Origin of the sequence: Paenibacillus germinis, assembly GCF_013141785.1 — a bacterium.
GTDB lineage: Bacteria > Bacillota > Bacilli > Paenibacillales > NBRC-103111 > Paenibacillus_E > Paenibacillus_E phytorum.
Genome location: NZ_WHOC01000191.1, coordinates 45,024 through 66,842 on the forward strand (window position 1 = coordinate 45,024; position 21,819 = coordinate 66,842).

A 21,819-nucleotide genomic window follows, 5' to 3' on the forward strand; every position below is an offset into this window, starting at 1 on the left:
CATCACATTGTCATATCGCCATCTGGTTCATGTACGAGTATGATCCATCATTATTATCCGAAGCTTTTTGATCATGATCCTGTGATTTTAGCTAAGGCGAACCGTCTTGTTGAGAAAACGTACGAATTTACGCAGTTCCTCGTTCAAGTACTGGGTGTTTCCGACTTGGGAGCTATGTTTCCTCACAAAGTTACCTATCACCCATCTTGTCACGGTAGTCGGTTATTAGGCGTAAAAGAGGAGCCAAAGCTTCTCATGCAGTATGTTCGTGACATGGATCTTGTACCACTCCCGCATGCAGAGGATTGCTGCGGGTTTGGGGGCACGTTTGCTGTGAAAATGTGTGATATTTCCGGTGCCATGGTGTCCGAGAAATCCGATCATGTATTGGAGATGGAAGCAGAAGTACTGGTGGGTCTGGATATGGGATGCTTGATGAACATTGCTGGAAATTTATCATACCGTGGTATCTTGGCTGGTTATGTACGCAGAAAGCTGCGGGAGAAATTTCTAGAAGCCGATATCGGTATGACGGGATGCAACTTTGCCATTGCGGAGACGGGCTCTATCGTTCTTTTCGAAAATGAAGGGAATGCCCGTATGGTGAGCACCATCCCGAAAACACAAATTACATTTATGGGTATGGAACGGATCATTCCCAGCTTAGACGATCTCGAAGTGATGGCGACCCTGCTTCCGCGTTCCGCTACCGGGGCGCCTGCCTTAACGCTTGTCCGGTGTATCGTCATATTTGAGGTCATGCTTACGGTGGTGTGTATAGCGGACCCATAGGTGCTGTACTGACACCTGCACTGAATAAAAATGTCGACCAATGGGATGACATTGCAAGTGCATCGAGTCTTTGCGGGGCCTGTTATGAGGCGTGTCCGGTGAAGATTCCGCTGCACGATATGCTGGTTTACTTGCGTCAGCGTAAAGTGGAGAGCGGGGCGACCGATCTCGTGGAAAAAGCCGGAATGAAAGGCTTTAACTTGTTGATGTCAGATGCCAAGCGAGTTAAGGCATTAATCAAGTTTGGGCGAATTGGGCAGAAATTGTTAGTCCGTGACGGACGTATTAAAGCCAGGGTTGGCCCATTAAAAGGTTGGAATTCGTATCGTTATGCACCAAGTCTAGCTAAGAAGACGTTCCGAGAATCTTGGAAAGATATTGAGCAAGGATTCGAAGGCGCATTGCCTGAGCTTGATTCGGTGATGAATGCACGAATGGAGAAGCTTGTGGCCGCTCGTTAAGAGGAAGGAGGAAATCATCATGGCTAAATCAGATATGTCTTTTCTCCAGAAGCTAGAAGTAGAAGCACGCAAGGACCAGACATCATTTTTCGGAAATATTGCTGCACGGCTCGGAAGAGCAAAGCCTTTGCAAACAGCTCCGGTACACAGCATGAAGGGGGCTCCTGAATTTTGGGATCTGGTGGATCTGCCTCTTGACGGACGAATACAATTATTTATGTCGAACTGGCATAAGACTGGTGGCCATGCCAAACGATTGATAGGAATGGCTGAAGCCGAAGCATTTATTGAACATTTCATTGAAGAGACACAAGCAAAGCACTTGATCATCCAGGATCAACCCGAACTGGAATCCCTCGGAACCGCACTTAAAGTTACTGAAATTGACATCGCGGTTTGGAATGCGCAAGGAGTTGATTGCGACGGCAAAGATGAACTCATCGCTATCGCCGCAGGAGCCGACATTGGCGTTATAGCCGCTGAGTATGCAATTGCTTATACAGGTTCGCTTGTTATTACTTCAGCCCCGACTAGGGGAAGAAGTGTCAGCTTGCTGCCCACAACGCTTATCGCTATCATACCTGTGGAGCGACTAAAGACAAGTTTGGGTGAAGTGCTCCGGCCTTTCGATGATTTAGAAATGACGGACATGCCTTCAGGTATTCATTTTATCTCTGGCCCCAGTCGTTCCGCTGATATTGAGAATGATTTAACCATCGGAGTTCATGGTCCGGGTATTGTATATGCACTTATAATTGAATAAAAGCCTTTATAAAAATCAATGCGTTAGGGACAGAACCGGTCATTTTCTTAAACAGTCTCGAGAAATAGTAGGGGGTCGCAAAAAAAATGGAGCCACGCGGGCTCCGTTTTTACTTTTTCAAAATCGGTATCCATATTTCACTTTTAAAAGTTGGTGAGGCTACATCTTTATTCTCATTCCAAAGGATCTCTGGACCTTCTATGGCTTCATAGTTTGAGGATGGAAACCATTCGGAATAAATGCGTCCCCATACATTTTGCAGTGTATCAGGAAAGGGTCCGATTGCTTCGAATACAGCCCATGTTGAAGCAGGCACATCAAGCTGTGTTAGGTGATCAAGACACTCATTCGTTGTTGCTACGCCAATATAGTGATCAAACTCCCCTTTTTCCTCCATCCTACCTTCAGAAAAGTTCGTGGATGCACTAAGCAGTCCCATAGGCTCGACATTAGAAAGATTTTTAAGGTTATTGATCGTTTCGCTATCTAAACTTTTCCACATAGACGCAATCTCCGGATTTACCCCGTTGAACTGGATAGGAACTCTTTTCTTAATTCCGACAATGCGAAATGCCTCTTTTTCCTCAAGTCGATAGATCATTTCATTTCCTCCTTTGATGGATAACTGGAAGGTCATTGGTAGGTAGGATTTGAGTGAATGGCCATTAATTCTGGCTTCTGACGGTGAGATACCATGCAAATTTTGAAAAGCTCTTGCAAAAGAATCTGGTGAGTTGTACCCGTATTTCACTGCAATGTCAATGACCTTTACGCTGCTGTCTTTGAGTTCAAATGCAGCAAGAGTAAGGCGTCTGCGGCGGATATATTCCGATAGCGAAATACCAGCAAGGAAGGAAAACATCCTTTTAAAATGGTATTCGGAGCAGAAAGCCCTTCTTGCTACTTCTTTAAAATCAATATCGTTCGTAAGGTTTTCTTCAACGTACTTTAAAGCACCATTCATGTTTTTAAGCAAATCCATTTATCTGTCCTCCTTTATCAAAAGAATAGCAGGAATTGAATGTATCCATCCGACATATCGTGCACAATTATGTAGGGTCTATTCTAATGTTCATCGTTACCCCTTCAGATTGAGAATTTCGAAGCATGAGAGTCGATTTCATTGGAAAATTTCCAATGGGAGTATTCATTTCATGCAGAATACGATTCGAATGTTCCAGAAGGTCAAAAGAACTTAAAGGGCTGTCCTATAAGTAGATTTACCTACGTATAGGACAGCCCAGCTTTCGTATTGAGTTAGTACTCGGAGCCTTAAAAAGTACTGACTTTACTTGTATCCGGACACCAGCGGGAAGTGCGGTAATATCGAATCAAGATATCGACCGCTTCCTCCGTTCGCAGATGGGTGAGTGTTTCCGCTGCATAAGCTCTAACGTAACGGTCCTTGCTGTAAAGCGCTTGCTCCAAGGAGTGGACAGCATCTTTCACGTCGCCAGTCTTACCAGTGCGCAGCAGTGAAAGTGCCGCAGTATATCCGACCTTATTGGTAATGTATGGCTGATCGCCTACATATGACTTTTTCGATTCCGTATGATTTGATTCTGAAGCATCGTCAGTTTCACATCGTATAGAAGCCTTCAATACTTTTGCTAATGCCGAAACAACCTGTTCACCACCATTCTTGAGCATACCTAATGATTCTACCGCATTCCTGCGAACCCATTCGCTCTGATCCTGCAAGCTTGAGATAAGCGAGGGTACCACTTCACCATCGGAAGATCCTATCATCCCCAGTACGAAAATCGCCAACGCCCTACGCTTCTCATCCTCATGCTTCATAACACGGAGAAGTTCAGGGATCGCCTCAATGCCAGCTCCTTGCAATCCGTATGCAGCCCGTTCTGCTGTCAGGCTTGACCCCTCCGATATTTGTTTGATCAGCATGTCGATCCCTTGAGTTCCAAGTTGCCCAAGCGCATAGGCTGCATTCAAAGCGGTCGTTTCCACTTGATCGTTTAATAAAAGCGCTAGCGAGGGAGCACAAGAAGCTGCTTCTGCTCCGATGAGCCCCAATTCGTCGGCTGCCTGCCCGTGTTCGGTCGGGTTCTCTGACTCTAGTTCTTGCCGTAATGCCAACAATCGATCCTTGGACGTTGCCGTGACAACCTGCTTTGACGTAGGTTCTCCGCGGAGCCAATCCCATACGTCTTGCCATAAATTCATATGGATAGCGGGCGTTCCTTCCGGCACTATCATCTCCTTGGTTTGATGATTCCAACTTGGAAATTCCGGGGCGCTCAATCTGAGAAATTGAAACTTAAGCATATAACGATCTAGTTCTGATACATTAAGCGAAGCTCTATGCCACAAGTCGAAATGTACTAGTACCATAGTACCCGCCTTGCCTGTGGGCATCAGCGTCTCACCTTGGTCGCCGAGAAATTTTTCGTAGTATTGGGTGCCTGGCATGATCGCAGTAGGCCCTAAATCTTCGGTAATATCGTGGGTGTAATAGAAAATCATCGCCCACCACGGTCGATGGCTGCGCATGGAAGACCAATAGCCGTCTTTGTGCCATTTTCCGCCACCTGGCGTCTGATTTCCCGGTTGGTTGTAATGACAGTGGCGATGTGGATGCATGTAAAAGTCTGGGCCAAGTACACTGCTTAAGGCTCCCTTGACAATCGGTGTATCGAACAGCTGCTGAATGTCCGGGACACGAGGCAGAATGTTGTTCCCAGGGTTGCCTTCATTATGCATAACGTGATTGATCTGGTTCATGATGCTCAAATGAAGCTGATGAGGCATGTCGTTCTGAAGTACCAGATATCCTTTGGTAATAAATTGCATCATTTGCTCATCCGTCAACAAATATTTGCTATCTAACATGTTATATCCTCCTTAGGAATCTTCGTCCTTACTTAGAAATATTACAGTATTCGGTTTATTTTGTATTTGCAAAATCGTCAATTATTTGTACAATCGTCATATCAATTACAATTTATTTTTGTGAAAATGGCGGTGATCGTGGATGGATTTCGCGGACTTACATCCTTACGTGTACTTTGCAACCCGGTATCCTTTCTCCAAAGGACAGACTAGCAACAATCGGATCTGTTATGCCTCCTCCCTATATTTGATCAGCGAGGGAAGAGGTGTCATTCACACCGATGGTCGCACTTATGAAACGGAAGCCGGCTCACTCGTGTACATACCAGCAGGACAGCCCCACCATTGGGTTGCCGATAGCCAAGACCCGATGGTCCACATCTGCTGTTATTTCGATTGGTCATACATAGATCGTAGGGCTGAGTTCACCCACCCGAGCATGATCTGCTATGATGCAGCCACTCTGGTTCCTACCCTGATCGGACCTGCATTTCCTTATTCATTGCCCGAGCATGTGAAAGTGGAGAAGCTGAGGTTGTGGATAGATTTGTTCGAGAAGTTTTATACCGAAAATCACTATACAAACCAGCGGACGTACGTTCGCAGCCTAAAGGTCCAGAGCAGCTTCCAACAGTTTATCGAGTTTTTTCTAACTTTTGCCCTGAAAGAGGAGCATATCCCCAATCTCCGCATGTCCAAGTTGCTCGAGAGATTGGATCAGGATCTGGTACAAGGCAATCTGCAGCCCTTGGAAATCTATTACAGAGAGCTGCGCATAAGCCGTGGTTACTTTTTTGATTTGTTCAAAGATGCAACCGGATTGCCGCCAACTCAATATGTCATCCAATTCAGGATCAACCGGGCGAAGGAGGACCTCCTCTTTACGAATCTGAACATCACCGAGATCGCAGACAAGCACGGATTTTCGTCTTTGCATTATTTTTCGAAGCTGTTTCGCAAGTTAAATGGTCTATCACCACGGGAGTTCCGAGAAGCGAAGAGAGACGGTCTTTGAGGTTATGGTGTATATGGATAATGATGTGGAGTCGGATCGTTATGTACGGCTAGAGGCGGTTTATTCCGGACTAAAATGATCAGTCACTTTGCGAATAAAAGCTTTAGCTGCTTGACCAAGAAACCGATCGGATCGGTAGATGACGCCGATATTTCGGCTAGGCGCATTTTTGGAAATGTGAATGCATCTCAGATCTGGTTCATTAATGGATTGGATTAAAGGAAGTGGGAGGACGCTCGCTCCAATGTTTGCCCTTATTAAATTAATAATGGAAGTCGGTGAGGTGGTTTCCATAATAGTGGTTAATTCAAACCCATACTCACGGCAAAAATCGTCAACGAGCTCTCTACCAATCATACCTTTAGGAGGCATGACGGTTTCAACATAGCGCAGCTCGTCAATATCAATAGAATGTCTGCCTGCTAAGGCGTGGTTCTCGGAAACCGCTAGCACATATTCTTCAAGGCACAGAGGAATTCGTACCAAGCGTTCATCCGGCTGAGGCATGATTCCAATGCCTATATCGACTTCATTTGCCAATACTTGTTCAACAATTTCAACGGAGGATACGATTCTGAGCTTAATTTTGGGGAATTCGTGGTAAAAATCAATTAACATTTTTGATATTCTGTAATCCAAATCCGAGGGTAATACACCTACGATTAATGTGCCTCTCTGCAAATTATGAAGTTCACCGATAAATTCGTTGACGTTTTTCAGACTTCGCAGGACAACATGGCTTTGCTCAAGAAGAATGGATCCTGCCTCCGTGATCGCGATTTTTTTGCCAATCCGGTCAAATAAAGGAATGTTTAATTCATCTTCTAACGCGCGGATTTGTTGGCTTAATGCAGGCTGTGAGATTCCTATTTTCTCCGCAGCTCTAGTGAAGTGCAATTCCTCGCATACGGCGATAAAATATTCTAATTGACGAAATTCCAAACGTTTCACCTCTATATATCATAAGTATTGCTTATGATTATAATAGGAATGATAATATTGATCAATTATTCGTTTTCTTTTACACTAGTGTAATTGAGCGCTGCTCGATCGTACAAAATGAAGTGTAAGGGGAAATGCAAGATGAAATTAAGGTTTGGATATTTAGTATGTGCATTGTTTCTTGCTTCCATTAATTTACGTCCGGCCATTTCGTCGATTGCTCCATTATTGGAAACGATGCGTAAAGATCTTGGAATAAACGGGGCTTTGGCCAGCCTTCTTACTTCAATTCCGGTGCTGTGCATGGGTTTATTTTCGCCTATAGCCGTTAAGATAAGTAATCGGTGGGGGTTGGAGAAGACACTGACTTGGTCTCTATTGCTTATAGGTGTAGGCACTATTCTTCGCTATTTTGCGGCATCCTCGCTGCTGTTGTTGCTTACCGCTTTTCTGGCGGGGGTAGGCATTGCGATAACTGGACCCTTGCTATCAGGATTTATTAAAAGATATTTTGCTAATCGTGCATCTTCCTTAGTAGGAATTTATTCCTCAGCAATGGTAATTGGGGCAGCGCTTAGTTCAGGATTATCCGTGCCGATTCAGCATCTTTTTCACGATTCGTGGCGCGCTTCGTTAGCTTCTTGGGCTATATTCGCCATTGTTGCACTTCCAGTATGGTGGCGGCTGGCCGTACATGCATCGCACTCGAATTCAACTGCTTCAAAGAGCACTTCAGAAAGGGTTAAGCTCCCATGGAGAAATAAGAGAGCGCGGATCATAACGCTGCTCTTTGGCTTTATGGCGGTCATTTTTTATTCTTTAACAGCCTGGTTGGCTCCCGCGTTTGAAAGCATGGGGTACGATAAAGCATTTGCCGGGGGAATGCTGACGTTGTTCACGTTTATTCAAATACCCGTCAGTTTCGTGCTGCCAATCCTTATTGCTCGCTTTCCTAAACGGATGTACTGGTTATTGGGCTGCGCTGTTTTTCAGCTTGCAGGATTGCTTGTCTTCATGTTGAACGGTAGCCCTTGGTACTGTGCCATCCTACTTGGCATCGGTGCAGGCGGACTGTTCCCAATCGTTTTAATGCTGCCGCTCGAAGAAACAGGTGATGCGGAAACCGCGAGTGCTTGGTCAGCGATGAACCAGTCTGGTGGGTATGTTATAGGCTCTTTGGGTCCGATCTTTGTTGGTTGGCTACATGATGCTACAGGCAGCTTCGTTCCGGCATTTGGCGGAATGGTCATAGTCGTCGTGCTGATGATGCTGCTCCAGCTTATCATTGGCAATAAAAAAGAGCAGTCAAGCCTGGAGATTCCTGGTCAAGCGGCGACTTCGTCATCTCGATGATAGAAGAGGATGATCTGATTTGAAGTTTTAAAAATAACCATTCAGCTACTGCTGTATGGTTATTTTTATTGTGAAATTGGGTATGCTGAATGAATTATGGCAGCTCCAAATCATTTCATAAACCTTTCCAGCTATATTTCTTTCCAACAATATTGTGCTAGTGATCCGAATTATTATCCAGAGCACAATCCTTAATGAGCGATTATAATTTGTTTACAGTAACGTATCTCAAAGGAACATTGCTATTTTGAAAACGCTTAAATCGCTTTGAAAACTAAGAAAAGGAATGGATTGTATCACTTTATTAGTCAAAGTTAGAAATGATCAAAATAGTCTGGTTCTAAATTGGAAAGCAAAATCGTGCTAGTGTTTGGCAATATTGTTTAGTTCCATGCATCTGTTTTGAAGGTATTCTAATGTTAATAAACTTAACATAAATATTTCGATTTAATGATTCGATTCGTTTCTTGTTAAGTTAATTAACATTTAGAAAATTGCAGGAAAAGATGTACCATTTATTCATGTTTAAAAGTTGGTTACTTGCCTCCGGAGGGCTTAGTCAAGACATTTATAAAAACGATTTTCATAAACGGGGGGTTACTTCAATGTCCGTACAAACATCCATGAAACCTTACAAGATTGATGACGCTCCACTCAATAAATTTCATCTTAAAATTACAGCGCTTACTTTTGGGTCTAATTTTTCCGATGGATATGCTCTTGGTATTATAGGAATGGCACTGACTTTGATTGGACCTCAAATGAACCTTAGCCCGATTTGGAGCGGATTAATAGGAAGTTCAGCGTTGATCGGACTCTTTTTCGGCAGTCTGCTTCTCGGAGGATTATCCGACCGTATAGGCAGACAGAAAATCTTCCTTGGTAACTTCGTAGTTATTGCTTTAGCGTCTTTCTTACAATTTTTTGTACAAGATCCTACGATTCTGTTCATCCTGCGTATATTGATTGGTTTTGCTTTGGGTGGCGATTACGCGATTGGGTCGACGCTGCTAGCTGAGTTCGCGCCTAGAAAACATCGAGGTTTTCTACTTTCTTTCTTGAATGTCATGTGGACTGTCGGATATGTAGTCTCCAACATTGTCGGTTATTATCTGCTAAAGACCGGCCCGGATTCCTGGCGGTGGATGTTAGCCAGTGCGGCTATCCCAGCAGTTATCGTTCTTCTAATGCGGATCGGAACACCTGAATCCCCGAGATGGCTCATTAGCATGGGGCGTGTGGAGGAAGCAAGGGAAATCGTGAAGAAGCATATCGGTCCACTTGCAGAGCTTGATGAAACGCGTTTGGAGCATACCTCCAAAACGTACCGTTTTCAAGACCTTTTCGGAAAACAGCTTTGGAAGCGTACAGCTTTTGGCGGTCTCTTCTATGTCTGTCAAGTCCTTCCCTATTTCGCAATTTATACGTTCCTACCGGATATTTTAGCTAAAATGGGATTTGAAGAGACGTTCCTTATGGACACGATTTTAAATTTATTCCTGCTTGTCGGTTCGATTGCCGGTCTGTGGTTTACCGAGAAATATTCGCGCAGAAGCTTTACGATTAACACGTTTATTATCCTTACAATCTCTTTGCTTGCGCTTACTCTTTTACCTGCTGGTTCACACCTCGTGGCTATTACGATCTTTTGTTTATTTACCTTCGTCATGTCAGCCGCTTCAAATCTTACCTTAGTATATCCAGCCGAGCTCTTTCCGACCGAAATCCGGGGATCTGGTGTCGGTGTCGTGACTGCAATAAGCCGCATCGGTTCGGCGGTAGGAACATTTCTGTTGCCGGTAACAATTAATTCCATGGGACTAACCCCTTCTATGATTGGTATGACAATAGTTCTGCTGATCGGGACCATTGTTTCCATTGCCTGGGCGCCGGAGACGAAATCGCTTGCCCTGGATGATGACATTCATTATCATTAAAAACTTTTACAAGAGATGTCGGAAGGCATCTCTTGTATGAATATTTAACCGACAACTATTGCATAGTATGTATTGGTTTTAAAAGGAGATGTTCTCATGAAAATTGCTTCTGCTCCCACTCATCCTAAAAACATAAATCAAGTAATTCTTGGCGATCATCAGGTCTCTATTGCTGAATTTGTCGCCGTAGCCCGTTACGGGGCAAAGGTATCATTTTCGCCGAGTTATTGCGATCGCGTTAATCATTCCAGAAGTCTTATCGAGAAATTTTTAAACGAAAACCGCATCATTTATGGCGTAACGACCGGCTTCGGGAGCAATGTGACTGAAATCATCTCAACCGAAGATGCCGAAGCCCTGCAGCGCAATATCGTTAGATCTCATGCGGTTTCCGTAGGCGATCCACTGGAGAAAGAAGTTGTCAGAGCGATTCAACTGATGATGCTCATTCATTTGGGTCATGGCTATTCCGGCGTCCGATTGGAACTGCTAGAGCTCATAGCATCGCTCTTAAATCAAGGAGTCACGCCGTTTGCTCCAGGCGATGGATCCGTCGGTTATCTTGCCCCGGAAGCACATATGGCGTTAGTACTAATTGGGGAGGGCAAAGCTTGGCACAAGGAAGAACTCCTTCCAGGCAGAGAGGCGCTTGAAAGAGCAAGGTTAATCCCTACGACATTAAGTTGTAAAGAAGGGCTGGCACTGACCAACGGATCGTCATCCGTCACAGCTATGGCCATATTAACCCTATTTAATGCTATTCAAGCGGTGAAAACAGCGGATATTGCGGGCGCAATGTCATTTGAAGCTTTAAAAGGTACGATTCATGCCTTCGATCCAAGGCTCCATGCTTTAAAACAACATGAGGAGCAGGCTAAGACAGCACAAAATTTATTGCGAATCCTTAAAGACAGTGAAATTGCCGAAACATATAAAAACTATCGCGTGCAGGATGCTTTAAGTTTAAGATGTATCCCTCAGGTTCATGGAGCTTCTAAAAGAAATTTAAAGGATGCCGCCTATACCATTAATAATGAGCTTAACTCTGTAAGTGATAATCCTGTTATTGTTCCCGAGGAAGACGACGGGATTGCCTTAATGGGGGGCAATTTTGACGGCACTTATGTCGGTATCCAGGCAGATATCATGTGTATAGCCATGGGCAATTTGGGGAAAATAGCTGAGAGACGAATCGATCGATTAGTAAATTTTCACCTGAGTGAGATGCCTAGTTATCTAGTGAGAAATCCGGGATTAAACAATGGATATATGATCCCACAATATACAGCTGTTGGGCTGTTGGGGGAAATCAGGATTCTTTCTCATCCAGCTTCCGTAGATAGTGTTCCCACTAGCGCCAATCAAGAAGATGTTGTCAGTTTCGCGTATGCGGCCTCGAAGAAAGCGTACCAGATTTCGAAGAAGCTGTCGTATATTTTGGCGATTGAATTAATGACGGCTGTACAAGCTCTCGATTTTCATCGGCCGATGAAATCTTCTCCGGTTATTGAGGGGGTCTATAACCTGATACGAACGCAAGTGCCAACGGTGGAGGAAGACCGCTTTTTCTATCCAGACATCGTAACGATCTATCAACAAATTCATGAAGGCGACATCGTAAAGGTTGTTGAAGACATGATAGGTGAAATAGAATAAAATAACATGGAAGCAGTTTTCTCTGAAGTTTAGAGCAAAACGGCTTCCTTTTTTAAGATAGGGGAGGTGATTACACAATGAAATTGGATACGGCTCAAGCCTCCTTTTCGCAACTTCTCATTTCCGGGACGTTAATCCATGAAGCGGATTTTGATGAAATGCGGGAGCGGCTTGGCATCGAACCGCGGCCCCAAGTCGTTATCGTTTTGTCCATCGACCGTTATACCGATTTGGCTTTGGATAAATCATTACAATGGAGTATTGAGATCGGGCAGGTGTTGGTGGAAGCCATTTTTGAGAGTATCACCTTGCCATTCTTGTGGGTCTGGGTAGGGGAAGGCGTACTAGCCGTATTATTGGAACTCCAAAAGGTTCAACCCGTAGAACCGTCTTATAAGCAAGTGACGTATGGCATGGTCCGGAAAATTCAAAACTTCGTAGATACGAAGGGCTTTTCCGTTTCAGCTGGGATTGGCACCTATTATGAAGATCCTTACAAGCTTCATCTTTCCTACAGCGAAGCCAAAGAATCATTAATCAACCGTTTCTTTCAAGGAAACCGGATGATTTTTCAATATGAAGGACAAAGAAACATTCAAGAAGAAAGTGCAAAGCCCGTGACACACGAAGAGAAGATAGAATTGCTATCACGTGTGAGGATCGGCGATGAAGAAGGGTCAATCGCTTATTTGGTCGAGTTATTAGAAAGTCTTTCCCAATCGTATAAGCATAATATTGATCTATTCAAGTCGGAAGCCTATGATCTAGTACTTTCTTTGTCAAGAATGGTTGTCGATTTGGGCGGTAACGCTTCTGAAATTTTATCTGAAAATGCGAGAATGCTTCAAGACTTGTACAGTACCATTCGATATGACAAATTTGTTAAAAAGCTGTGCGCATACTGGAGGAAGCTAGCCAAGCAAGTATCGGACGAACATGCCTTAGAGGTGTCCCCCATTGTGCGATCCGCCATTGTATATATAAGAGAGCATCATCAAGACAAAATGTTATTAAAAGAAATTGCCCAGCATTGTTACTTGAGCACCCACTATTTTGCCCATGTATTCAAAAAAGAAGCGGGTGTAAGCTTTGTTGACTTTCTAAATAAAGTTCGAATTGAGAAGGCGGTTTATTTGTTAGAGAAAACGGAATTGACCATGCAAGAAATTGCTGCACGAGTCGGTTTTCAGGATGCGAACTATTTTGCAAGGAAATTTAAAATGATTATGGGGTGCAGCCCGACGGACTATCGGTCATCTGCCCAGTGCTAGTGTTATAGATAAAATCACTTTTAGCCAATCCGCTCAGGGGTTGGCTTTTAAGCGTTTTCATAGAAATGATTCCTACAAGGATAAATCGTAATATTGTGCTACCTTTCAGCAAATTCGGCTAGATTCAGATGCCTCTTTTTTAAGTATGATGTATTCATAGAAACAAACAAACATTGTTTTATCAACTTACAGGAGGGAAGCAGCTTTGAGACAAATTGAACTGCTGAATCCGCCAGAATTCGTACGAAACTCTAATTGGCGGGATCGATTCGAGACCAAGGTATCCCAGTGGTTGACCCCTTGGGAAGGCGAGGAAGAAGTCCAAGTCGGTTTCATCGGTGTACCGCTTTCTAAGACGTCAATCAGTATTTCAGGCGCTTCGATGACACCGAATGCCTTACGGGAATTATTTGCAAATGTTACGACGTACAGTATCGACCACGGTGTCGATTTGCAGGAATTGCAGGCGCGTGATCTAGGTGATATTCAAATGCATGTGACGGATCTGCTGCGCTGTCATGCCAATATCGAACAAGGGCTGAAGAACGTTTATGCAGCAATGCCTCATTTGTTCCCGATTATTGCTGGCGGCGATCATTCCATTACGTGCCCCTCTGTGAAAGCGTTTAAACACCATGTCGGTGGTAAGGTGGGTATCGTTCAGCTTGACTCCCACATGGATGTCCGGAATCTGGAGGACGGAGGTCCTTCCAACGGAACGCCAATCCGCGGGTTGATCGAATCGGGCACGGTTGAAGGTCGCCATATTGCGCAAATCGGTCTTCACAGCTTCGCCAATTCAAGAGCGTATCATGAATACGCCATGGCGCAAGGAATTACCCAATATACGGCACGTCAGGTAGCCAAAGAAGGAATCGATGCTTTGGTGGAAAAGGCGCTAGAGGTTGCCGGTGACGGGACAGATGCCATTTATGTAACCGTTGACATGGATGTACTGGATCAAGCTTATGCACCAGGTGTGCCAGCGCTCGTTCCAGCCGGAATGACCTCATGGCAGCTGTTGGAAGCCGTATTCCTATTAGGACAGAATCCTAAGGTACGAGGCATTGATATTGTTTGTGTAGATCCAATGCAAGATCCCCGCAGAGCGACGGTCAGGACCGCCTTGCATGTCATCTTGACTTTCTTGACGGGATATATGAAAAGAAACTAATTCGAACACAACATAGAGGAGTGACTATTCATGGAACAAACAGTCAAACGTACGATCCGAGCAGCACACGGAACGAAGCTAACAGCAAAAGGGTGGCAGCAGGAAGCTGTCCTGCGTATGTTGATGAACAATCTGGACCCTGACGTAGCCGAACGTCCGGAAGATCTTGTCGTCTACGGAGGAATCGGCAAGGCTGCACGGAATTGGGAGTCTTATGACAAGATCGTAGAATGTTTAACGAACCTGGAAGCGGATGAAACGCTTCTTGTACAATCCGGGAAACCGGTTGGCGTATTCAGAACGCATTCGCATGCGCCGCGGGTTCTCATCTCCAACTCGGTTATTGTTCCGGCATATGCCAACTGGGAGACGTTCCATGAACTCGATAAACAGGGTCTTATGATGTACGGCCAAATGACGGCTGGCAGCTGGATTTATATCGGTACGCAAGGCATTTTGCAAGGAACCTATGAGACTTTCGCTGAGGCAGCTAGGCAGCATTCGGGAGGCACATTAAGAGGTACCCTGACATTAACGGCCGGACTTGGCGGTATGGGTGGCGCTCAACCGCTCGCTGTAACGATGAACGATGGCGTGGTCATCGGTGTAGACGTGGATCCGACCCGTATTCAACGCAGAATCGACACTCGTTATTGTGACGTCATGGTTTACGATCTAGATGAAGCGTTGAAGCTAGCGAACGAAGCGAAAGCTGAGGGTAAAGCGCTCGCTATTGGGTTAGTAGGAAACGCTGCAGAGGTTTTCGCAGAATTTGTGAAACGGGGAATTGTGCCTGATTTCGTTACCGATCAAACTTCGGCCCACGATCCGCTTAACGGCTATGTGCCGGTCGGTTATTCATTGGAAGCTGCGGCTGACCTGCGTAAAAACGATCCGAAGCAGTATGTGAAGCTGTCCAAAAAGTCGATGGCTGCTCATGTTCAGGCGATGCTTGATCTTCAAAAACTTGGATCAACCGTATTTGATTACGGCAACAATATCCGCCAAGTGGCTCTTGATGAAGGCGTTAAGGATGCCTTTAACTTCCCTGGATTTGTTCCGGCTTACATTCGTCCGCTCTTCTGCGAAGGAAAAGGACCGTTCCGTTGGGCGGCATTGTCTGGTAATCCGGAAGATATCTACAAAACTGACGAACTTGCGTTGAAGCTGTTCCCAGAAAATGCGCATCTGCGTAAATGGATCGAATTGGCAAGAGAAAAAGTCGCGTTCCAAGGTTTGCCAGCTCGCATTTGCTGGTTGGGGTACGGGGAACGGGCCAAGATGGGTCTAGCTATTAACGAAATGGTGCGCAATGGAGAATTATCCGCGCCGATCGTTATTGGACGTGATCATCTGGATTGCGGTTCCGTGGCTTCTCCAAACCGTGAGACCGAGTCCATGAAAGACGGCAGCGATGTTGTGGGCGACTGGGCTATATTGAACGCACTTGTGAATACAGCATCCGGTGCGAGCTGGGTTTCCGTCCATCATGGCGGCGGCGTAGGCATGGGCTACTCCCTACATGCAGGTATGGTTGTAGTTGCGGATGGTTCCAAAGAAGCAGACGAAAGATTAGCCCGCGTCTTGAACACGGACCCTGGAATGGGCGTCATCCGTCACGCTGATGCCGGTTATGACATTGCCATTGAAACGGCGAAGGAACGCGGCGTTCGCGTACCGATGATGGGCATCTAATCTTTTCTGAACATATAAAATGAATGATGATAACTCGCAGCAAGCCCGATCGGGCTTGCTGTATTTCGAGGGGGAGAAACGATGGAGAACAATCGGATTGACCTGCTGATCCATAACATTGGTACGCTAATCACGATGCAAGGAACTCAGGAACCGCGCCGAGGCGGAGAAATGTCTGAGGTTGCGGCAGTTCGAAGAGGAGCTGTTGCAGTCAGAGACGGGATCATTGTTGCAGCGGGATCGGAAGAAGAAGTTTTAGCTCAAATCGGTGAACGGCCGGTAACTCATAAGCATGATGCGGAGGGTAAGCTTGTCACCCCTGGACTTATTGATCCTCATACCCATTTGGTTCACGGAGGCTCTCGCGAGAATGAACTAGCCTTGAAGCTGAAAGGCGCTTCTTATTTAGAAATTTTAGCTCAAGGCGGCGGAATTCTCAGCACAGTTCGTTCAACCCGTCAGGCTTCGGAAGAAGAGCTTTACGTAAAGGCTAAAAAAAGCTTGGATACGATGCTTTCTTATGGGGTTACCACAGCAGAAGCCAAGAGCGGATATGGTCTAACTCTGGAGGATGAGCTTAAGCAGCTCCGGGTCACTCGCAAACTCAATCAGGAACATCCGGTTGATTTGGTATCTACGTTCATGGGTGCTCATATGGTGCCAGAAGAATATAAGGGTAGGTCTCAAGAATTCGTTCAGCTTATCATTGAAGAAATGCTCCCCGAAGTGAAACGTCAGGGACTTGCTGAATTTTGCGATGTGTTTTGTGAGCACGGCGTATTTTCCGTGGAAGAATCGGAGCAAATCCTGTTGGCTGCAAAAGCGATGGGCTTCGGTCTGAAAATCCATGCGGACGAAATTGAGCCGATGGGCGGCGCGCAGCTTGCCGGTAAACTCGGCTGTATCTCTGCTGAGCATTTGCTTGCCGCATCAGATGAAGGATTGGAAGCGATGCAGCGGGCTGGCGTCATTGCCGTCTGTTTGCCGGCCACTTCTTTTAATTTAAGGCTGAAGCATCACGCCCGTGCGCGTAGGATGATTGAAATGGGACTCTCCGTTGCTTTATCTACGGATTATAATCCCGGAAGTTCGCCAACGGAATCTATACAGCTCGTCATGACGCTGGGCTGTTTGAATTTAGGGATGTCGCCAGAGGAAGTTCTGACGGCCGTGACCATTAATGCGGCTCACGCGATCGGAAAAGCGGATACCATAGGCAGTTTGGAAGCGGGCAAACAGGCCGATTTGGTTATTTTCAATGCGGACAACTTGGCTTATCTGCCTTATCACTTCGGGATCAACCATGTTCATTCCGTATTCAAGCAAGGAAAAATGGTGGTCTCGGACGGCAAACGGATTCATTAAATAGTTACATTCTGTACGAAGACTTGAGGGGGATCATCATGGAAGCTCCGACGGAAGTAAAAGAGAAGCCTATGCAGGCGGAAAGCTTGAATGTTTTGAGTAGAACGCAGCTTGTCATCCAAGCTGCTCTGGATAAAATGGGATGCGCGGAATCCTTATACGAATTGCTAAAGGAACCGCTTCGGTTGTTAACCGTACGCATTCCTGTGAAAATGGATGACGGTTCGGTGAAAGTGTTCACAGGGTACCGTGCACAGCATAATGATGCGGTAGGTCCGACCAAAGGCGGGATTCGCTTCCATCCCGGGGTCACCGAAGACGAAGTGAAGGCTCTTTCCATGTGGATGACCATTAAATGCGGTATTGCGGATCTACCTTATGGCGGAGGCAAAGGCGGGATCCAGTGCGATCCGCGCACGCTATCCTTCGGCGAGCTGGAACGATTAAGCCGTGGTTACGTAAGGGCAATCAGCCAACTGGTCGGGCCGACCAAGGATATTCCGGCGCCGGACGTGTTCACGAATTCACAAATCATGGCGTGGATGATGGATGAATACAGCCGGATTCGGGAATTCGATTCGCCAGGTTTTATTACCGGCAAGCCGCTCGTATTAGGCGGTTCGATTGGAAGAGAATCGTCTACCGCCATGGGCGTGGTGCTGCTGCTAAGAGAAGCGGCTCATGTCGCAGGGATTCCGATTGAGGGCGCGCGAGTAATTATCCAAGGCTTTGGCAATGCAGGCAGCTTTCTTGCTCAATTCCTTCACGAGGCTGGAGCCAAAGTGGTAGGCATTTCGGATGCTCAAGGGGCTCTCTACGATCCTGAAGGCTTGGACGTGCAGTATTTATTAGATCGACGGGATTCTTTCGGAACGGTGACGAATTTGTTCCCGAATGCAATCTCGAACCAAGAGCTGTTAATCCAAGATTGTGATATCTTAGTGCCGGCTGCGATTGAAAACCAGATTACAGAAGACAATGCGCCCGATATTAAGGCGAAGATTTTGGTGGAAGCGGCCAACGGACCGACGACTTTGAAGGCTACAGAAATTTTGACCAATAAAGGCGTTTTGATCGTTCCAGACGTGCTTGCCAGCTCGGGCGGGGTAATTGTATCTTACTTTGAATGGGTCCAAAACAATCAAGGGTATTATTGGAATGAAGAAGAAGTGAATGAAAAGCTCCAACAAATATTGAAAAAATCGTTTCATAACGTCTATCAGTTATCCTTGCAAAAGCAAGTAGACATGAGATTAGCGGCCTATATCGTTGGTTTAAAGCGAATGGTCGAAGCGATAAAATGGCGCGGCTGGATTTAATCTATGCTCTGATCAAAATTCCTTGGAAGGTGATGAATCATGAACAATTTACGTGAAGATGCTCTTCACATGCATAAAAAGTATGCCGGAAAGCTTGAGGTTATTGCCAAGGTTCCGGTAGGCACTGTCCGTGATTTGAGCCTTGCCTACTCTCCAGGAGTTGCAGAGCCTTGTAAAGAAATTTATATTGAAGAAGATAAAGTATATGATTATACGATGAAAGGTAACCTGGTTGCTGTCGTTACGAATGGAACGGCTGTGCTCGGTTTGGGGAATATCGGTCCGCATGCGGCCATGCCGGTGATGGAGGGAAAGGCCTTGCTTTTCAAAGTATTTGCCGGTGTAGATGCGATTCCGATCTGTTTAGATGCGTTGGATAAAGAGAAAGTGATTGAGACGGTCAAGCAGCTTTCACCTTCGTTCGGCGGAATTAATTTGGAAGACATTGCAGCCCCAGATTGTTTTGAAATTGAAGAGAGGTTGAAAAAGGAATGCGCTATTCCTGTTTTCCATGATGATCAGCATGGTACGGCTATTGTCATTGCGGCCGGATTAATCAACGCTCTCCAACTAGTCGACAAAACGATGGACCAAATTCGTGTGGTTATTAATGGGGCAGGCGCAGCAGGCATAGCGGCCATGAAGCTTCTGGGCCATATGGGTGCTAAGGATATCATCGTATGCGATACGAAGGGTATTATCCATGAAGAAAGACAAGAAGGCATGAATCCATTCAAGCTGGAAATCGCACGGATGACGAATAAAGGCAATCTAACAGGAAAGCTCGCCGATGCAGTGAGAGGAGCCGATGTTTTCATTGGCGTTTCTGCGGCTGGCGCACTTACGAAAGAAATGGTCAGCTCCATGAATCGTGATTCTATCATATTTGCATTGGCGAATCCGGTGCCGGAGATTATGCCGGAGGAAGCGAAAGCTGCCGGAGCTGCGATCGTTGGCACAGGACGCTCCGATTTTCCCAACCAAATCAACAATGTATTAGCGTTTCCGGGCATTTTTCGGGGCGTACTAGATGTACGTGCTAGAGAGATTAATGAGCCAATGAAACTAGCCGCTGTGTACGCCATTGCCGGTTTGGTTCCAGCAGATAAGTTGAACCGGGACCATGTGATTCCGCATCCATTTGAACCGATGATTGCTGCCAATGTGGCTGCCGCCGTTGCTCAGGCAGCCATGGATACAGGGTGCGCACGCTTAAACGTCAATGTGGATGAGATTAAGGATAGAGCGAAGAAATTAATCCGCAAAAACGATGCGGTAGGTTCATATTTTTCTTGGTACGCTGATATGACTGAGAAAGTATAGGCGTTGTTCAGACTACTTCGTGGGACTTGGTATTTCCAGGTCCTTTTTTTCATTAGTCAGAGAATAAATTCAAGGAGATACTTACATGTCTTATTCGATCAAAGTCATCAAAAAACATGAGCAAATAACGGCAGCTTGGACAGGCGGAACAACAACGCAGCTTGCCATATATCCTGAACATGCGGAGTATAATAAACGAAATTTTTTATGGAGAATCAGCACGGCCAGCATTCAAGATGAGCAGTCTTTGTTCACCAGCCTTCCTGACTTTTGGAGAAAGCTTATGGTTATAGAAGGGGAAGTGATTCTAGAATATGAAGGATCACGTAAAGTGGGATTAAAGCCCTACGAGCAGGAGAGCTTCAGCGGAAGTTGGGTCACCCGGAGTATGGGGAAGGTAACAGACTTCAATCTCATCACAGCGGCTGGATGCCGGGGAGAATTAGAAGCTTTATTTATCAAAGAAGGAACTTCGCATGAGATCGATTGTCACACGGAAGATGTGGAACTTTCATTAGTGACAGAAGCTTTTTATTGTACCGAGGGCCGAATAAGTTTTAAAATAAATGAAGATCAGTCTCTCTGGTTAGAAAAAGGCGACTTCTGCGTATTATCATTGAGAGCTTCATTGGATAAAGTGAATATAAGAATAAGCCATTCTGGCAATGAATCTGCAGCATATGTCATTCGAGCAAGCATTGTGAGTTGAACCATTTTTCGGAGGAAGTGATGGAATGATGAACTATGACGTAATTATTGTTGGTGCCGGTTCGATGGGGATGGCTGCAGGCTATTACTTGGCCCTTGAAGGGAAAAGTGTTTTGCTGCTGGATTCATTTAACCCTCCGCACGATCGCGGGGCACATCATGGTGATACCCGTATCATCCGGCATGCCTATGGAGAAGGGACAAGCTATGTCCCGTTAGCCCTGAGAGCACAAAAGCTTTGGTACGATCTGGAGCGAGAGTCGGGAAGAAAACTGTTCTACCAAACCGGGGTGCTGAATGTAGGCACTCGTGATTCAACCTTTATAAAACAAGTTGTTTCTAGCTCCGAAGCCTATTCACTCCCGCTACAAACATTGGATTCCAGTAAAATGCATACCGTATGGCCTGGGATTTCGCTTCCAGAGGGCTACTTGGGCTGCTTCGAATCGGATTCAGGTGTGCTTAAAAGCGAGGAATGTATCCGTGCTTATCGGGAACTGTTGGAACATCATCAAGTTACCATTGTAACGAATACGTCCGTTCAAGAGTTGTCTATCGATTCAGCCGGGGTGACGGTCCAAACAGCCGATGAAAGTTATAAGGGACGTGCTCTAATCGTTACAGCGGGGGCTTGGTCTTCAAAGCTGCTTCCTCTTATGAATATCCATCCACCGCTTGTTACCAAAAGAAAGACGTTTGCCTGGTTTGAAGTGGATGACTTTTTATTCGGTGAGGAACGCTTTCCGGCGTTTACGTTTGAAACCTCCTTGGGACATTATTACGGTTTTCCCAGTATGGGGGGAGCTGGTCTTAAGGTAGGACGTCATGATGGGGGACTTCGAATCAATCCGGATGAAGCCATTCCCGAGTTTGGGGCACTGCAGGAGGATGAAGAAGACTTACGAATGTTTTTAAGCCGGTTTATGCCTCTTGCCAATACGGAACTGCGCATGGGTAAAACCTGTACGTACACCCTCACTCCCGATGAAAATTTCATTATAGATACGCATCCAGAGTATCCGCATATCGCCTTTGCCGCTGGATTTTCCGGACACGGGTTTAAGTTCAGCAGCGTAGTCGGGGAAATCTTATGCCAGCTTATTACGAGAGGCAGAAGTGAGCATGACATTTCGTTATTTTCAATGAATCGTTTCAAATAAAAGGATGAGTCCTCGCTAGTTGTGTGCTGGCGAAG

16 protein-coding genes and 2 pseudogenes are annotated in these 21,819 nt (G+C 45.7%); 15 read left to right on the forward strand and 3 right to left on the reverse strand.

The features are described from left to right. Positions 1-9: 9 nt before the first annotated feature. From GC102_RS39895 to GC102_RS37335, 3 genes and pseudogenes are all read left to right on the forward strand, one after another. Positions 10-468 (forward strand): annotated as a pseudogene (locus GC102_RS39895) (heterodisulfide reductase-related iron-sulfur binding cluster); the annotation flags it as partial. Next, positions 469-1,253: pseudogene (locus GC102_RS39900) on the forward strand (LUD domain-containing protein); the annotation flags it as partial. Between the two features lie 19 nt (positions 1,254-1,272). Next, positions 1,273-2,016: a LutC/YkgG family protein gene (locus GC102_RS37335; protein WP_171693998.1), complete on the forward strand. Its 744-nt coding sequence runs from the start codon at positions 1,273-1,275 to the stop codon at positions 2,014-2,016. A 109-nt stretch (positions 2,017-2,125) separates the two neighbouring features. Here GC102_RS37335 and GC102_RS37340 read toward each other — a convergent pair whose 3' ends face one another. Together GC102_RS37340 and GC102_RS37345 are read right to left on the reverse strand one after the other, a co-directional pair. Beyond that, positions 2,126-2,998: an AraC family transcriptional regulator gene (locus GC102_RS37340; RefSeq protein ID WP_171693999.1), complete on the reverse strand. Its 873-nt coding sequence runs from the start codon at positions 2,996-2,998 to the stop codon at positions 2,126-2,128. Positions 2,999-3,288: 290 nt separating this feature from the next. Continuing rightward, on the reverse strand, positions 3,289-4,866 hold the full coding sequence (locus GC102_RS37345; protein ID WP_171694000.1) for a HEAT repeat domain-containing protein: 1,578 nt from the start codon (positions 4,864-4,866) through the stop codon (positions 3,289-3,291). Between the two features lie 142 nt (positions 4,867-5,008). Between GC102_RS37345 and GC102_RS37350 the strand changes: the two genes are divergently transcribed. Continuing rightward, the gene (locus GC102_RS37350; RefSeq protein WP_171694001.1) at positions 5,009-5,881 is read left to right on the forward strand and encodes an AraC family transcriptional regulator; all 873 of its coding nucleotides are present in this window, start codon (positions 5,009-5,011) and stop codon (positions 5,879-5,881) included. A 60-nt stretch (positions 5,882-5,941) separates the two neighbouring features. Here GC102_RS37350 and GC102_RS37355 read toward each other — a convergent pair whose 3' ends face one another. Next, complete coding sequence (locus GC102_RS37355) at positions 5,942-6,823, reverse strand: LysR family transcriptional regulator (RefSeq protein WP_171694002.1); 882 nt, start codon at positions 6,821-6,823, stop codon at positions 5,942-5,944. A 141-nt stretch (positions 6,824-6,964) separates the two neighbouring features. Between GC102_RS37355 and GC102_RS37360 the strand changes: the two genes are divergently transcribed. The 11 genes from GC102_RS37360 (at position 6,965) to solA (ending at position 21,784) form a co-directional block, all read left to right on the forward strand. Beyond that, positions 6,965-8,176, forward strand: a complete 1,212-nt coding sequence (locus GC102_RS37360) for an MFS transporter (RefSeq protein ID WP_171694003.1) — start codon at positions 6,965-6,967, stop codon at positions 8,174-8,176. A 605-nt stretch (positions 8,177-8,781) separates the two neighbouring features. After that, the gene (locus tag GC102_RS37365) at positions 8,782-10,113 is read left to right on the forward strand and encodes an MFS transporter (RefSeq protein ID WP_171694004.1); all 1,332 of its coding nucleotides are present in this window, start codon (positions 8,782-8,784) and stop codon (positions 10,111-10,113) included. A gap of 96 nt (positions 10,114-10,209) precedes the next feature. Continuing rightward, positions 10,210-11,769: a histidine ammonia-lyase gene (hutH, locus tag GC102_RS37370; RefSeq protein ID WP_171694005.1), complete on the forward strand. Its 1,560-nt coding sequence runs from the start codon at positions 10,210-10,212 to the stop codon at positions 11,767-11,769. A 77-nt stretch (positions 11,770-11,846) separates the two neighbouring features. After that, the gene (locus tag GC102_RS37375; protein WP_171694006.1) at positions 11,847-13,040 is read left to right on the forward strand and encodes a helix-turn-helix domain-containing protein; all 1,194 of its coding nucleotides are present in this window, start codon (positions 11,847-11,849) and stop codon (positions 13,038-13,040) included. Positions 13,041-13,245: 205 nt separating this feature from the next. After that, positions 13,246-14,214, forward strand: a complete 969-nt coding sequence (hutG, locus tag GC102_RS37380) for a formimidoylglutamase (RefSeq protein ID WP_171694007.1) — start codon at positions 13,246-13,248, stop codon at positions 14,212-14,214. A 30-nt stretch (positions 14,215-14,244) separates the two neighbouring features. After that, positions 14,245-15,909, forward strand: coding sequence for a urocanate hydratase (hutU, locus tag GC102_RS37385; protein WP_171694008.1), 1,665 nt, complete (start codon positions 14,245-14,247; stop codon positions 15,907-15,909). Between the two features lie 81 nt (positions 15,910-15,990). Beyond that, complete coding sequence (gene hutI, locus GC102_RS37390; RefSeq protein ID WP_171694009.1) at positions 15,991-17,274, forward strand: imidazolonepropionase; 1,284 nt, start codon at positions 15,991-15,993, stop codon at positions 17,272-17,274. Positions 17,275-17,312: 38 nt separating this feature from the next. Next, positions 17,313-18,593 (forward strand): Glu/Leu/Phe/Val family dehydrogenase, encoded by a 1,281-nt coding sequence (locus GC102_RS37395; protein WP_171694010.1) that lies wholly within the window; start codon positions 17,313-17,315, stop codon positions 18,591-18,593. A 39-nt stretch (positions 18,594-18,632) separates the two neighbouring features. Then, positions 18,633-19,916 carry an NAD(P)-dependent malic enzyme gene (locus GC102_RS37400; protein WP_171694011.1) on the forward strand — a complete coding sequence of 428 codons (1,284 nt, stop codon included), beginning with the start codon at positions 18,633-18,635 and terminating at the stop codon, positions 19,914-19,916. A gap of 85 nt (positions 19,917-20,001) precedes the next feature. Continuing rightward, positions 20,002-20,625, forward strand: coding sequence for a HutD family protein (locus GC102_RS37405; RefSeq protein ID WP_171694012.1), 624 nt, complete (start codon positions 20,002-20,004; stop codon positions 20,623-20,625). Positions 20,626-20,650: 25 nt separating this feature from the next. Further along, on the forward strand, positions 20,651-21,784 hold the full coding sequence (gene solA, locus GC102_RS37410) for an N-methyl-L-tryptophan oxidase (protein ID WP_216628302.1): 1,134 nt from the start codon (positions 20,651-20,653) through the stop codon (positions 21,782-21,784). The last annotated feature ends 35 nt before the right edge of the window (positions 21,785-21,819 follow it).